The 14,404-nt window shown below is 66.7% G+C and carries 9 protein-coding genes and 1 pseudogene; 3 read left to right on the top strand and 7 right to left on the bottom strand.

Annotated features, from left to right (window positions below; translation table 11 throughout):
- Positions 1–73: 73 nt before the first annotated feature.
- From ACYBSK_RS36500 to ACYBSK_RS36485, 4 genes and pseudogenes are all read right to left on the bottom strand, one after another.
- Positions 74–1,780: a relaxase/mobilization nuclease domain-containing protein gene (locus ACYBSK_RS36500; RefSeq protein ID WP_460244646.1), complete on the bottom strand. Its 1,707-nt coding sequence runs from the start codon at positions 1,778–1,780 to the stop codon at positions 74–76.
- Positions 1,777–2,457, bottom strand: a complete 681-nt coding sequence (locus ACYBSK_RS36495) for a MobC family plasmid mobilization relaxosome protein (protein ID WP_460244645.1) — start codon at positions 2,455–2,457, stop codon at positions 1,777–1,779. Before ACYBSK_RS36495 ends, ACYBSK_RS36500 begins: the two co-directional genes overlap by 4 nt.
- Before the next feature lie 116 nt (positions 2,458–2,573).
- Entirely contained in the window at positions 2,574–3,581 is a 1,008-nt protein-coding gene (locus ACYBSK_RS36490) for a DUF2637 domain-containing protein (RefSeq protein WP_460244644.1), read from the bottom strand.
- Positions 3,582–3,994: 413 nt separating this feature from the next.
- A pseudogene (locus ACYBSK_RS36485) lies at positions 3,995–5,525 on the bottom strand (DnaB-like helicase N-terminal domain-containing protein).
- 270 nt (positions 5,526–5,795) lie between these two features.
- On the opposite strand from ACYBSK_RS36485, the gene ACYBSK_RS36480 reads away from it, so the two are divergent.
- The 3 genes from ACYBSK_RS36480 to ACYBSK_RS36470 all read left to right on the top strand — a co-directional run bounded on the left by ACYBSK_RS36480 (position 5,796) and on the right by ACYBSK_RS36470 (position 8,642).
- Positions 5,796–6,359, top strand: coding sequence for a helix-turn-helix domain-containing protein (locus ACYBSK_RS36480; RefSeq protein WP_460244643.1), 564 nt, complete (start codon positions 5,796–5,798; stop codon positions 6,357–6,359).
- 175 nt (positions 6,360–6,534) lie between these two features.
- Positions 6,535–6,840, top strand: coding sequence for a helix-turn-helix domain-containing protein (locus ACYBSK_RS36475; protein WP_460244642.1), 306 nt, complete (start codon positions 6,535–6,537; stop codon positions 6,838–6,840).
- A gap of 11 nt (positions 6,841–6,851) precedes the next feature.
- Positions 6,852–8,642 (top strand): tyrosine-type recombinase/integrase, encoded by a 1,791-nt coding sequence (locus tag ACYBSK_RS36470; RefSeq protein WP_460244641.1) that lies wholly within the window; start codon positions 6,852–6,854, stop codon positions 8,640–8,642.
- A gap of 45 nt (positions 8,643–8,687) precedes the next feature.
- Here the strand turns inward: ACYBSK_RS36470 and ACYBSK_RS36465 are convergent, their stop codons facing one another.
- From ACYBSK_RS36465 to ACYBSK_RS36455, 3 genes are read right to left on the bottom strand one after another with little or no spacing between them, the layout of a single operon-like run.
- The gene (locus tag ACYBSK_RS36465) at positions 8,688–10,256 is read right to left on the bottom strand and encodes a class I SAM-dependent DNA methyltransferase (protein WP_460244640.1); all 1,569 of its coding nucleotides are present in this window, start codon (positions 10,254–10,256) and stop codon (positions 8,688–8,690) included.
- A complete protein-coding gene (locus ACYBSK_RS36460; RefSeq protein WP_460244639.1) occupies positions 10,253–11,173 on the bottom strand; it encodes a restriction endonuclease subunit S in 921 nt (306 codons plus the stop codon). The genes ACYBSK_RS36465 and ACYBSK_RS36460 overlap by 4 nt, the downstream gene beginning before the upstream one ends.
- A gap of 6 nt (positions 11,174–11,179) precedes the next feature.
- Positions 11,180–14,050: a DEAD/DEAH box helicase family protein gene (locus ACYBSK_RS36455; RefSeq protein WP_460244638.1), complete on the bottom strand. Its 2,871-nt coding sequence runs from the start codon at positions 14,048–14,050 to the stop codon at positions 11,180–11,182.
- Positions 14,051–14,404 lie beyond the last annotated feature (354 nt).

Genomic DNA, 14,404 nt, shown 5'->3' with positions numbered 1-14,404 from the left:
GCGCGATGCACGGGGAGTCGCTTGTCTCCCGTCGTCGACGAGGGTTTGCTGCAGGAGCTTCCGATCGCACTGGTCAGCGCCTTCGCGCTGAGGGCTGTGGATGAAGTAGATCCCCGGCCAAGGCGTGGGTTGGAGGACCCGGGCGTTGCGCGGTGCTGCGGACGTTCGCTGCTTGGGCTCGGGGGCTGGGGGCGTGGCGGTCGCCGAGGCGCTGGATGCGCCAGACAAGGACTTCGGATGCCGACTTGACGTCGTCCAAGGAACGTTGGTGGGCTGCTTGTTGGAGGACGGTGGCGGGGTTGTGGCCGGCTGCTTCGGCGGTAGCGAGTGCGGTGGTGAGTGAAGGCCACGTGTTCTCGCTAAGGATCTGTTCTGCGTGCAAGGGCAAGACCTCGCGCAAGATGCGGGCGTACCGGTGGGAAACGCCGTCGGAGGGCCGGTGCCTGGCGAGTTGAGTGAGGCTGGTGGGGGCGATCTGGTCGTAGGCGGCCTGGAGGTGGATAAGCGTCTGGCTGGCAGCGGCAACCTGCCGGTCGTGGTGGTGCCTGGCACTGCGGCGCTGTGCGGCGAGGACGACGAGGATCGCGGCGTCGAGGAGCATGGCCAAGCCGGTGCCGTCGGCAGGTTGGTATCGCATCCCCTTCAGCGCGCCGCGCAGCGCGCGACCGTGCTGGTGGTCGATTCGGGCGCGGGTGTGTGTGGCGTGCTCGAAAGCGAGTGCTGCGCGGCGAAGTTCGGCTTTGAGGCCGACGGGGGCGTGGGCGGGCAGGGCATACAGGACTTCACCGAACACGGTCAGGTGGGCCCGGACGGTGGCGTCATCTCCATGCTCAAGGTGGTGGGGGATCCGCTCGGCTGCCGCGGTGGCCTGGTGCCACGCGTTGGGATATCGGAGTCCAGCCGGTGAGGCCGGACCGTCGGCGGGTGTGTCGGCCGCGGCCAGGCGCTGCCTGATCTGGGGCAGGGACAGGTCGGTGGCGAGGCTGGAGCCGGAGTACCAGATGGGCGGGCCGTCGTCGGGCAGGGAGACCTTGTAGCCCTGGAGGTCGCCGGAGGGCAGGCTACGCGTCTCGACCTGGAGGCCGGCGTCGGCGAGCAGGTTGAAGAACTCGTCCAGGTTGTGGGCGTGGGAAAGCGCGGCGCGGACCGTGTGCCGCAGTTGTTCGCGCGCCGTCGTGTTGTGGCCGAGTCGTTTGGCCTTCTCCTGTTCGGCGCGGGTGGGGCGCTTGGCCGCCGGGGTGCCGGCAGCGGCCTCGGGCCCACGGGGTAACTGAGTGAGGCCGAAGTCCGCCTCGATCGAGGTGAGTTCGGTCATGGCGCGGTGGTAGTCGTTCCAGTTCCGGGGCGGGCGCAGGTCTCCGCGGACTTTGGTGGCGACGATGTGAATGTGGTCGTTCGCGTGCCGCACAGCCACCCAGCGACATCCGTCCGGATCCCCCTTGGGCGCGATGCCGGTCGCGTGCAGGACGCGCCGGGCGATCGTTGCCCACTCGGCGTCCGTGAGGATGCGGTCCTCGGGTGCGGCGCGCACCGAGCAGTGCCACACATGCCCCTCCGGCGCACGGCCGCCGGCCTGTACGACGCGCAGATCCACCGCGCGGGTGAGCTGGCCGAGCCGCTGCTTGTGGCCGGGGCTGTCCCAGGGGCCGGGGTCGGGGATGAAGTCGTCCCAGGAGCCGACGATGTGCTGGTCGGTGTGTTCGTTGGCGCGGCCCTTGCCGAAGAGGTACGCGAGCACGCCGTAGGTGTTGCTGCCCGGCTTGACGATGTTCGCGATCACGCCAGACCGCCCGCCTTCTGCCCGGCTGCCCGGAAGGCAGCGTCGTCGATCGCCCGGACCGTGTCGTGAGCGGTGGCGAGCACACGCTCCGCCCGCTGCAGGATCGCCGCATCCACAGGGTGTGGGTCGCCGTCCGTATTGAGGCGGCGGGCGATCTGGTTGACGTTGTTGCCGATCCGGGCGATCTGCGCCCGCGTCGCGGCTAGCTCGTCGACCGCGTCGTCGTACACGGTGCGCTGGTCGGGCAGGTGCTCGTCGCCGTTGACGAAGGCCATCGCGACCGCGGCGACCAGATGCGCGCCGGTGATCTCCAGTGACTTCGCCTTGGCAAGGATCCGCGCCTTCTCATCGACGCTGTAGCGGGCATCTACACGCTCTTCGCGACGGCCTTCACCGCTGGCAGTGCGGCGATGCGCGGCTCGATAGAGCGCGGCTTCATCGGCTGCACGTGCGACGGCAGACGACGACTGTTCTTCGACGACGAGGTGCCCCACGCCCTCCTGCTCCGGCGCGCCCTCGCGCCGGAGCAGCTCCTCCGCCACCCCTGGGGCGGAGGTGTCCGCGATGGACCGGCCTGTGGACGGTCCATCGCTATTGCTTGCTCCTGTTCCGGTGACGGGTGTGGTCGCAGTCATCTCCTTTTGGGAGATGGGGAGTTCGCGGTGCGGGTCGCGCATGGATTGATTCTCCGAGGGGTGTTGGTGCCGGGTACCGTTCGGCCGCCCTCGTACCGGGCTTGTCCGTGCAGGATGCAGGGAGCCGGATGCGAGGGCTGAGGGAGATTTCGCGGGGATCAGGCAATGTCGACGGGGGCCGCGCCCTGTGCCTTCTGTTGCTGGGAGGAGGCTTCGCCGAGTTCGCCCGCAAGCTCGTCCTCGGAACCGTCGCGCGGGACAGGCTCGGTCTGGCCGGTGCGGTCGGCCTGCAGCTGGTTGCGCAGGGCGCGGGATCGGTCCTGGCCGATCCGTAGTTCGCTGCGCAGACGCTCGGCGGTCAACTGGTCGTCGCTCCAGTCGGCGGTCAGGCGTCGGGCCTCGTTGAGGACTTCGGCGTCGGTGCGGGTGCGGTCGACGGTCGACTTGGCGGCGGAGGGCACCCGACCGGTCGCCCGACGCGGCGTGACTCTGGCCGACTCCGCGACGGCGGCCGACCGGGCCGGTCGGGCAGATGGGGCCGACCCGTCGGCCTCGGTCGGCCCTGTCGCGTGCGCTGCGGCGGCCTTCACGGGGGTCGACGCGGTCGGCTGGACCTGGGGCGCTTCGGCCTGGTTAGACGGCGACTGCACGGCCTGTTTGCCGATGTGCTGTCCGGCCGACTCGTCAGCCTGCTGGCCGACCGAGTGGACCGAGGCCACCGCGGCAGAGTCGGCCGACTCGGGGGTGTGATGCAGCACCTTCGCTACGAGGTCCGACCCGAAGTAGATCGAACCGACCGGGAGTGAGGTCGCCAGCAGCACCAGCGCGTAGTTCGCCGGGGCCCAGTCGGCCAGTCGGCCCCACCGGGCCGACGCAGTGTGCAAGGCCGGGACGAGGCCGTGCACGTAGTTCAGCAGGAGGCTGGCGACCGTGTAGGCGCCCAGGACGCGCAGTGCGTACTTTCGGTCGGTCCCGGTCAGCACGAGCGTGGCGACCAGCGCGAGGGCCATCAGTCCGTCGATCACGATCGGATAGAAGAGGGCGGCCCAGGAGTCGGCGCCGATGGCGCGGGCCACGTCCTTGAGCGCGTTCCACGAGACGCGGAAGGCCATGAGGACGACGACCATCAGGGCGAGGACGAGGGTGATGCGTCCGTTGAGCTCCACGCGACGTCCGTCATCAGGCGCGGGTGCCTGGTGGACATCGGCAGGATCGCCATGTTGGCGAGTGCCTCGTCCTCGGTGGAGCGGGGGGATGCGGTTGCGTATGCCGTGATGGTCGAGTGCGGGTGCCAGCTCGCTGGGGGCAGGGGAGTGCAAGGCGGTGGACTCCTGGGGGCGGTGAGGCTTGTGGGGTAGGAATGAGGGGCGTTCACGGAGGGGGCGTACACGCGGGCCCCCTTCTAAAGGGGGCCCCGCGCGTGATCGCCTGGGTGTGTGTACGGCGTGGACGCTCGCGTGATCGCTTGACCTGCGGTTTTACGGTGACCGTGTGCGCTGTGAGCGGTTCACGGCGGCAGCTGTGCGCAGGGGCCGCGTGTACGGTCGCGTGATCGCTTCCCGCAGGTCGGTGGTGGGGCTCAGCCGACGGCAGTGAGGTGGCGTGCGGTGGCGTAGTAGCGGGTCTGCTGCCCGCCTCCGGCTCCGCCGGCGATCCCGTCGGCCTTGGTCGCCAGGCCACTGTCGACGAGGCGCGTCAGGTGACGCCGCGCCTTCTCGACATCGGCGCGTTCGGGGTCGCCTCCACCGATCAGGACGGTCGCCAGGTCGCGGGCGCTCAGACCGCCCGGGGCGTTGCGCAGCAGAACAGCGGGATCCTTGGTCGGGTCGACCGTGGTGGTGCCGCGCTTATGGTCGTGGGTGACGTCCAGCGGGCCGACCTCGCCGGTGGGGGTCTTGAGGTGGTGCAGGGTGACCGCGGGGTCGCCTGCCCGGCCGGTGACGAACAGGACGCTGCCCGCGCCGGCGGTGAACCAGGTGGAGCCGTAGACCTGGTCCAGGCTGGGCCGTTGACCGCGCGGTGCGTCGGCGGTGGCCTTGCGCTGGTGGTGGAGCTCCAAGATCTCCACGCCGTTGCGTAGGGCGCGCATGCGGGCGTTGTGGAAGGCGACCGCGAGGCTGTCGTCGACCATCGTGCTGACCGCGTCCTTGAGGCTGTCGATCACGATGGTGTCGGCCTGGTGCGCGGCTGCGAGGTCGGCGAGGAGATCGGGCTCCTTGTCGAGGGTGGCGGGCAGCGGGCCCTCCCACACGACGAGCCCTTCGCGCAGGATCTTCTCGTCGGTGTCGAAGACGCGGCGGGCCATGGCCTTGGCGATCTGCCTGGGCCGGTCCATGGCCAGGTACAGCACCCGTCGACTGGGTGCGACCGGCATCTCCAGAACCGTCTCCGACAGGCCGAGTCGAGCGAAGATCACCTGATGGGCCAGGGTGGTCTTCCCGACACCCGGAGCGCCGACGATCATCAGGCTCTCGCCGGGCGCCCAGAGGGTCTTGTCGCGCGTTCCCCACAGGGGCTCGGCGTCGGCCCCGGTCTCCGTGACGAAGGACCAACCGTCCCTGGCGAAGCGGTTGAGACGCCCCTGGCCGGAGGCCAGGGGCGCGCTCACGCTCGGCTCGCATCTCGACTTCGACCTCGCTGCGTATCGCCTCGGGGTCGGCGCCCGGCTCCTGGGCACGTTGCACGGTGCGTACGGCGGAGGCGAGCAGCCTGCGGAGGTTGGCCTTCGCGCGGATGATCTCCGCGTGGTGTTCCGCGTTGCCGACGCTGTAGTGCAGGTCGGCGAGCTGATGCAGGTAGACGGCGCTGCCGACGCGCTGCAGGTCGCCCTGCTGCTGGAGCAGTTCGGTCAGGACGATCGGGTCGGTCGGTTTGTCCTCGCGGTGCAGGGTGAGCAGTGCGCGCCAGATCGTCTCGTGCGCGGGTCGGTAGAAGGCGTCGTCACCGAGGATGTGCCGGACCGAGTCGATGACGGTGACGTCGTGCATGCAGGCGCCGAGCACCGCGCGCTCGGCGTCCACGTTGTACGGAGGCTCCGCCCCGTCCAGGGGCGCGGGAGCGTCTTCGTAGTGGGATGGCGTCTGGGGCGGCAGGGTCGTACCCTGGGGCATAGAACTCCTCACCCGGCAGGCCATATGGGGCGGCAACCCCGGCCGGGCCGGTCGAATCGTTAGGTATGGCGGTTGTGGGGTTTCTGCTTCGCCCCCGGTGTTTCGCAGCGCCGGGGGCTTCTTCATGCCCACGTTCGTCCGAGGACAGCCATAACACTACCAGCAACGATTCAAATGGGAATGGCTTGCAATGCAGATCGGGTTAGTGTTAGCTATTCGTCATCGTCCACAGCTGTACGACCGTGCACTGAGCGAGAGGAGGTGTGAACGTTGAGCGACGAAGACGGCGCGGCCCGCGCCGGAACGGACCGGCCTGAGCCGGAGAACCACGTGGCCGACCGCATCCGGACGGAGCGCGAGGTTCGTGCGTGGAGTACGGCGAAGCTCGCCGAGGAGATGACCAAGGCTGGCCACCCGATCAACCAGTCCGCGATCTGGCGGATCGAGAGCGGAAAGCCCCGCCGCAGGGTCAACCTCGACGAGGCGCTCGGCTTCTGCAAGGTCTTCGACCTGCCCCTCGACGAGCTGACCAGCCCGCCAGGACGCCTGATGAATGCCCAGGTCAGACGCCTTGTCGGCGAGTACGTCGAGAAGTGGAAAGAATGGCGCGTCCTGGGGAAGGCCCAGGATCGCATCATGGCCGAGCTCGACGACTACGCGAAGGCCCACCCGGACCAAGCGGACATGATCAAGGTCATGCTCATGCACGAGCTGGAAGTCGCTTCCGATGGCGAGTTCCGACACCACCGCGGCTCGCGCCCCAAGCTCCAGAGCTGGCTCGGCCCCGACCGCATGTGGCCGGCCGACGAAACCGAGCAGCCGCCGGCCCAGTAGCCGGTCCACCACCCGCCACGCTCACTTCGGCGCTGCGAACGCCGACGAGCCATGTGGCGAATACCGCGAGCCCTGCGAACTCGCGGACTCCGTGATCCCCGCAACCGCCATACCTGACGACCGACCGGCACAGCTGCATGGGTTGCCGCCCAGGCCCGCCGGTCAAGGAGCCTCCTTGCCCCAGAACGCTTCTTCCCTGCCCCTTGCCCAGATCGCCCAACTCCTCGACGTACCCGAGGAGTCCCTGCGTGCGCTCATAGCCGCGCGCGGCGGCGACCAAGGGGACACCACCCTTGTCGGCCTCACCGTCGCCGAAGCCGCCCGCCGCCTCGGCATCGGCCGGACGAAGATGTACGAGTACGTCTCGTCCGGGGCGATCCACTCGGTCAAGATCGGCAGTCTGCGCCGCATACCCGCTGAGGCGGTCGGCGAGTTCCTATCCCGCCGCCACCAGGTCACGGACTTCGACACTGCGGCCTGAGCGGGGCGACCATGGCAAAGACCACGAAGCCCCAGAGTTCCCGCCAGCCCAACGGCGCCTCGTCCATCTACTTCGGCAAGGACGGACGCTGGCACGGCCGCGTCACCGTCGGCGTCAAGGACGACGGCACCCCCGACCGTCGCCACGTCGGGCGCAAGACCCGCGCCGAGGTCACCAAGGCCGTCCGCGAGCTGGAGAAGCAGCGCGATTCCACCGGCGTCCGCAAGGCCGGTCAGACCTGGACGGTCGAGACCTGGCTGACCCACTGGGTGGAGAACATCGCCGCGCCCAACGTCGGCGAGAACACCATCGACGGCTACCGCGTGGCGGTCTACCACCACCTCATTCCCGGCCTGGGCGCGCACCGCCTGGGGAAGCTGGAGCCCGAGCATCTGGAGCGCTTCTACCAGAGGATGCAGGCAGGCGGCAGTGCCGCCGGCACCGCTCACCAGGCCCACCGCACCGTAAACACGGCGCTGAATGAGGCGGTACGCCGCCGTCACCTCACCATCAATCCGGCCTCTATCGCCAAGGCCCCCAAGGTCGAAGAGGAGGAGGTCGAGCCGTACTCGCTGGAGGAGGTCCAGCGTCTCCTCGCCGAGGCCGCCAAGGTGCGCAACACCGCCCGCTGGGTCATTGCCCTCGCGCTTGGGCTGCGCCAGGGCGAGGCACTTGGCCTGAAGTGGGAGGACGTCGACTTCGAGGCCGGCGTCATCCTCGTACGCCGAGGCCGCCTGCGGCCCCGCTACAAGCACGGCTGCGGCGACAAGTGCGGCCGCAAACCCGGCTACTGCCCACAGAAGATCAATACCCGGCGTGAGACCAAGGACACCAAGACCCGCGCCGGCAAGCGCCCGATCGGCGTGCCCGAGGAGTTGCTCAGGCTCCTGAAGCGGCACAAGGAGGAGCAGGAGCGCGAGCGAGCCCTCGCCCGCGACCTGTGGGTGGAGAAGGGGTACGTGTTCACCTCGCCGACCGGCGAACCGCTCAACCCCAACACCGACTTCCACCGGTGGAAGGACTTGCTCAAGGCGGCGAAGGTCCGCGACGGCCGCCTCCATGACGCGCGTCACACCGCGGCGACCGTTCTGCTCCTCCTCGGCGTCCCCGACACGGTCGTCGACCGGATCATGGGCTGGGAGCCCGGCAAGTCCGCCCGGATGCGCAGCCGGTACCAGCACCTCACCAGCCCCGTGCTCCAGCAGACCGCCGCGAAGGTCGGCGCCCTGATCTGGGGCTCAACACCACACCAGTCCCCGTCACCGCTTGGAGGTCCCGTGCCCGGCTTGAGTCAGAGCTCCGCACTATCGGGGCCGGATGTATACGTGGCTTGCCTTGGCAAGCGTGGCGAGTGGTATGTCCCGTTCCTGCACAACGAGCATGCCCAGGCTCTGGCCTCCCAGTGGGGCGTCGATCACCCCGGGAAGCCTGCGCACGTGGAGAAGTGGGACTGGCCTCAGTGGGAGCGCGAGGGCCCTGGTGGTATTCGAGCTATCCGTGACCAGATACCCGACCGCCGGCTCGTTCATCACGCCCACGCTGCGTTCCTACCCGGCGGCGAACGGCTCAATATCGGCCGCGACGAGCAATGGTCCGTGGTGGCCTGGGAGTTCGAGACCGACCTCTACACGGACCTGCCCGTGCGCTGGCACACGACCCGCCGCCCTGGCCAAGAGGTAGAGGCGCAGGTACGCGGTACGGACAGGACTGCTGTCGCAGCCGCGTTCGCAGAGGCTTGTGCACAGGCTGCGGATCGCGCACAGAACCCCATCAAGTACGGGGACGCTGGGGCCGATTTGTAGCCGCATTGCCAGGACGGGCCCGGCGCCACGGCCGGGCCCAATCCCTTACTGCTGTCCGCGGACTAGCGGCGGTAGCTCCACGTCCAAGTCAGCTGCCAGGTGCTCTAGTTCGAGCAGCGCCTCGCGCAGACCCGTGGAAAGCGCGAGCGTGAGCTCGGTGAGGGACTTGGCCTCCGCCGCTTCCGGTTCGATCAGGCCGATGTCGAGGTTGACGTCCTTGGTAGCGATGAGTTTGGCACCGTCAAATACCTGGAGCCGGCCTTCGGGTGCGCGGCGTTCAATGGCGCCTTCCGGGTCGTCGGATCCAAGGCCGAACACACGCGTCTCGAAATCCTCGAGATGCCGAGGGAGCAGCGGGTTCTGCTTAAGCGTGAGGCGGTTTCCGGTGCGTAGGTCGTACACCCACAGCTTTTGCGTGTGCGGTGGTTCGTCTTCGCTGCGGCGTGGCGGGGCAGCGTCGAAGAAGAGGACGTTGGCCTTGACTGTGCCGGCGTAGAAGATCCCCTTCGGCAGGCGCAGGATGGTGTGGAGGTTGTAGCGCTTGAGCAGTTCACGACGGATGTTTGCGCCGCGGCCGCCTTCGTTGAGGACATTATCGGGCACGATCACCGCGGCCCTGCCATGGTCAGCAAGCAGGTTCACGATGTGCTGGACAAAGTTCAACTGCTTGTTAGTCGTGGTCTCCCAGAAGTCGCGGCGATGGTACGAGAGATCCTCCCGGCTGACCGAGCCGTCGATGTTGGTGATCACAATCGACGATTTCTTACCGAAAGGAGGGTTGGCGAGGACCATCGAGGCTCGCCTGGTCGGGGGCTTCGCCAGAGCATCTTCTACATTAATGAGGGGTTTTCCGTCTGGCTTTCCGATGTTGTGTAGGAGGAGATTCATCTCTGCGAGACGGGCAGTTGCAGGGACAAGTTCAGTACCCCAGATGGCATCGCCTTCATCGAAACGGGCGAAGTCCTCCGTGGACATTTCTTTGCCGTACTCCCGCACGATGTGGTCGTATGCGGCGAGTAGGAATCCGCCAGTGCCACAGGCCGGGTCAGTGATGGTGTCGTCCGGGGTGGGGCGCATGCACCGCACGATGGACTCGATGAGCACGCGAGGTGTGAAGTACTGTCCGGCGCCAGCCTTAGTGTCCTCCGCACTACGAGCGATGAGCGCCTCGTATGCGTCGCCCTTGATGTCCTTGCTGGCGGTGAGCCACTGCTCCTTGTCGATGAGGTCGACGATGAGGCGGCGAAGGTTGGCCGGATTCTGGAGGCGGTTGCGAGCGCGGTGGAAGATCAGGCTGAGGGCGGTGTCCTTTGCCCCATTTTCGCGTTTGCCGAGGTCAGCGAGGAGCTGTGTGTACGCCTCCTCCAGGTTGGTGCCGGTGAGATCGAGGAGTTCTGGCCAGCCGCGCCCTTGCCACTGCTCCGTGCTGGGCAGGACATGGCGCCGCCGTTCTTCGGGGAGCGTCTTGTCAGCCTCCTCGATTTCCGCCGCCATCTTGAGGAATACCAGGAAACTCAGCTGCTCCAGGTACTCAAGGCTCGAAACGCCGTCGTCCCGCAGGACGTTGCAGTAGTTCCAGAGCCGGTCGACTAGACGGCGAGCTTCTGGTTTCACGCGTTGAACTCCTCAGGGAAGAGGGTCTGTTCCTCTACGGGGGGATGCGTCTCCGTGGCTTGAAGGGGAAGTTCCTGGGCGTCGGCAGGGGCTGACACTTTCGGCTTCTCGCGCTTCTTGCCCCGGGCTAGTGCTGCCGCACGCCGGATCGCTTTCCGCTCCGCCTCGGCAGCCTCGCGCTCCGTAGTGATCCGCTTGAGGAGATCATCTGCGGGCTCATCGTCAGGCTCCTGGGGGACTAGGCGCCCTGCAAATGCCTCGACGAGGCATGCCCGCCGCAGCTCGTTGACCTGATCCTGTGCGGCTCGAAGAGCGGCATCAATTGAATCCAGCCGGGCAAGGTGCCTATCGAGGGCCTCGGTAATGCGCTGTTGTTCGGCAGCTGGCGGGATAGGGACGCTGATTGCCTTCAGGTCTGGTTGTGAGATGTTCCGCATTGAATCCGAGGTGCCTGATGCCTTCGCCTCAACTTCCTTACGTACTGCTGGCGATCTGAGCCAGTAGGTAAACCACTTGCGGTCAACTTCGAGGCCGGGCTGGAAACGGATGCTCTTGTCGCTGAGTAGGAGGCGGGATCTCACTTCACCGACAAGAACCGGAGCCCCGACGTGTTCGACGGTGTTCGCGCGGCTTACCAGAACATCGCCCTCGTGGATCTCGTAGGACGGATTTACAAGCCGTTCATCCAGTAGTGCCTTATTTTCATCGGGGCGGAACTCACCCCACGTCATGGCAGTGACCGTGATGATCCCCCACTCGTCCGGAGCAGCCGGACGCGGATCACACTTGAATGACTTGCCCGCGTCCGTTTTTACGAGTAGGTCCCCGACAGTTCCCCAGGCCCAACCTGTGGGAAGCTCCGCCTGCCCTGTGCCGGTCGGAACGTCCGTTCCAATCTCGTTGCTCTCCGTGCTCACGCGTCCTCACGCACCCAGTTCTCGATCAAGTTCGTCAATAAGCTCGTCCGGCGTATGCGTGTCTTCGGCGAATGCCTCCCTGAACCCGCTCCAGCCGCCTTCGTCACGACACAGCGCATGCTGGTCCAGTGCCTCTACCGACACGGCTGCCGAGGTCGAAACTACGCCCACGATCAATCGCAACCACTTCTGCTGGTGATTCGTGTACGTCGTTCCGGCCGCCTCCTGCCGCGCGAGCCACGCCTGGAAGCGAAGCTCCACGGTATCCCGGTATGGCCGGAACTCGTCGCCGTCGAATCCCAGCTCGAAGCGAAGTACCGACAGCAGCTCGGGCAGCCCTGCCCCTCTGCGCCGCTCATCACGCGCAATGCCGAAGTCGACGTACGCCTTCCAGATCCGCTGCCGGGTCCAGCGCTGCTGCGGCGGACTGACCAGACCGAGGATCTCGTTGATCCGAGCTTCCACCACGCTCAGAGGCTGACGTTCCTGGAAGGCGATGCGCAGGGCGGTGAACTGTTCCCGCTGGTCCTCCATGTACTTGCGCCAGTCGGTGACTGTCCGCTCGGCGCGCATGACGTCTGTCACGCCCTCGGCGATCACACCGCCGTCCTGGCTGAGATGATCGATCTTGATCCAGCGGCGCTTCCTGGCAGCCTCCAAAAGCGCTTCTCGTAGCGCCTCTCGTTCCATGAAGGGACGTAGTGCCTCCATCAGCATGGCGTCGACCGTGTCCTCCACCGATTTCGGAGCTGGCTCCGCGTTGTCCGGCTCACCAGCTGGCGGAAGGCCCGGCACGGAGCTCGGTATGGCGGCTCTGACACGCTCTTCTGCGAGCCTGTCGGGGTCGGCTGCCAGGACGAGGTCGGTCACAAGCTCGGTTAGCTTGCGGCCGCCGGCACTGCCCTCGATCCGGGTGAGTTGCTCGTCATCCAAGCGCTGACCGAGGCGGCTGAGGCGTCCGGCCAGCGTGGCGGCATCGTCAACCGACAGGGGACGCCCCTCCTCGCATGCCTTGAGAAGCCTCTCGAGACTGGGAGTCTCCGACATCCCGTCGCGTACGAGCGGTCTCGCGTCAACCATGGCGTGTTCGGTCACTCCGACCGTGTCGACGATCACGAAGCGGTCCTTGCACAGCGCGTCCTCGGTGACCTGTTTCAAGACTTCGGGCTTAATGATCCGAGCTCCGCGACCTTTCATCTGCTCGAAGTACGACCAGGTCCTGATGTCCCGCATGAAGACGAGACACTCCAGAGCCGGGATGTCAGTGCCGGTGGCGATCATGTCGACGGTGACGGCGATACGGATCTCGGGCTCGTTGCGGAAGTCACGGATGGCCTTGTCCGGCCGGGACGCAGCGCTGGTGATCTTCTTGCAGAAGCCGTCCCCAGCCCCTTCCCATGCGCGGAGCACCTCGTCAACGATTGCGTCCGCGTGCCGATCGCTGGCCGCGAAGATCAGGGTTTTCGGTACGACCTTCCGCGCGTGGAGTACCTCGCCGGTCTCGAGGTCCAGCTGAGGCGGGAAGATCTCGGTGAACAGGTTGTCCTTGAAAGTCTTGATGATCGTGCGAATCTGCCCAGTGGACTCCACGCGCCTGTTGAGCTCGGCCGGCACGTACGCGTCGTCCTCGTCCTGCTGGCGCCAGTGTTGCTTTCGCGTCACGCGGTCGACGTGGGCGAGGACCGTGTTCAACTGCTCGATCGTGCCGTCTGGGGCGACTGTCGGCGTTGTCGCTCGGATCAGCGAGCCTTCACGACTGATGCGCGTCGAGATCTTGTAGACGTCGTAGTCGACGTTGACCTCATCGGCCACGGCCTCCTCGTACGAATAGGTGCTGACGAGGTTCTCGTTGAAGAAGGCGAACGTCGGCCCGATCGGGGTCGCGGTGAGGCCCACGATATGCGCGTCGAAGTACTCAAGAACAGGCCGCCAGGTGCCGTAGATAGAGCGGTGACACTCGTCAATGACGATGAAGTCGAAGTAGTCGGGCGGGAGTTCAGTCGAGTAGCGGACTTCGGGGCGCCCGGTGGTGAGTCCCGCCGTGCCACCTGCCTCGAATGCTGCCTCGCTCGTGCTGCCCGGTTCCGGCAATGGCTGACCGGACAGCTTGCACCACAGTCTCTGGATCGTGGTGATCACGATCTTGTCGGAGTCGGCGAGGCCCGAACTACCACCCGAGAGGTGCTTGAGGGGGAACTCCTCATGCAGCGCCTTCTTCGAGCCCGCCGGGATGAAGTCGCGATACTCGTCCCGTGCCTGTTCGCCCAGGTTGTTGCGATCCACAAGAAAGAGGATTCGGTGGGCGTCCGCGTGCTCGAGGAGGCGGTGGCTTGCCTGTACGACCGTGTACGTCTTACCGGAACCGGTCGCCATCTGAATCAAGGCCCGCGGCTGATCCGCTGCGAATGAACTCTCCAGGCCCTCGATCGATCGTTGCTGAGCCTCGTACAACTGCCTTTGTGGGTCCAGTTGGACGCCAGGCAGCCGGCGCAGCCGGGCTCGCAGAGTCGGCGCTTCGGGACGGCGTATGGCCTCACGTTTCCAGCGGGCGACGGTGGTCGGACGGGCGGGGGCGAAAACGTAGCGACTGCGCGCTCCGCCCGCAGGGGAGTCTGGAGCAGCAGCGCCGTCGAGACACTCGGCGTCGAGTGAGTTACGGAAGCGCCAGACGTGGCCATTGGTTCCGTATTGGAAGGGCAAGGAGCGCCCCTGCCAGGCGCGAGTGGGATGCTGCTGAGCGAGTGGGGCGGCAAGCCGTTTCGCCTCGGCGATCAGGTCGCGAGGATCGGCGGTGTCCGCTCCAGCCACGACGAGGCCGCTTAGGTCCTGGTCGACGTAGAGAAGGTAGACACGGAGGCTGGGGTCCTGTGAGTGCATGGTCCGGACTGCTGTCGGATCCGGCCTGAGGTCACGCTCATGTAGGGCGCACACGCGCCACCCGGCCTCACGCAGAGCTCTATCGGCCCTGTCGTGCGCTTGAGTGCCGGCAACGTTCACGGCCCCTCCCCGTACTTCATCGCTTCCTGCTCCGAGCGCGTCTCGATTCAGCTCGCCAGCCTCACCTATTACATCAACTGGCGCACGCGCGTACGGTACGTGCGCGGCTTCGTAGACCCTGATTGGCTGGATTCGGCCACTGACCGAGACGAGTCGCTGTCAGAGCGCATCCGTACAGTGGGCGTCAGATCACCACGGGCAGCGGGAGCCCGGGGCGGCGGCATAGGGAAGGGT

Source organism: Streptomyces sp. BYX5S (assembly GCF_054724165.1).
Note: the sequence above shows the minus strand (reverse complement) of the source record. Positions and strands in the feature narration are given on the sequence as shown.

What these genes read in the sequence shown, in the direction of transcription:
- ACYBSK_RS36470 (WP_460244641.1), top strand. Translation starts at nt 6,852, where the DNA reads ATGGCAAAGACCACGAAGCCCCAGAGTTCCCGCCAGCCCAACGGCGCC.
- ACYBSK_RS36495 (WP_460244645.1), bottom strand. Translation starts at nt 2,457, where the DNA reads ATGCGCGACCCGCACCGCGAACTCCCCATCTCCCAAAAGGAGATGACT.
- ACYBSK_RS36455 (WP_460244638.1), bottom strand. Translation starts at nt 14,050, where the DNA reads ATGCACTCACAGGACCCCAGCCTCCGTGTCTACCTTCTCTACGTCGAC.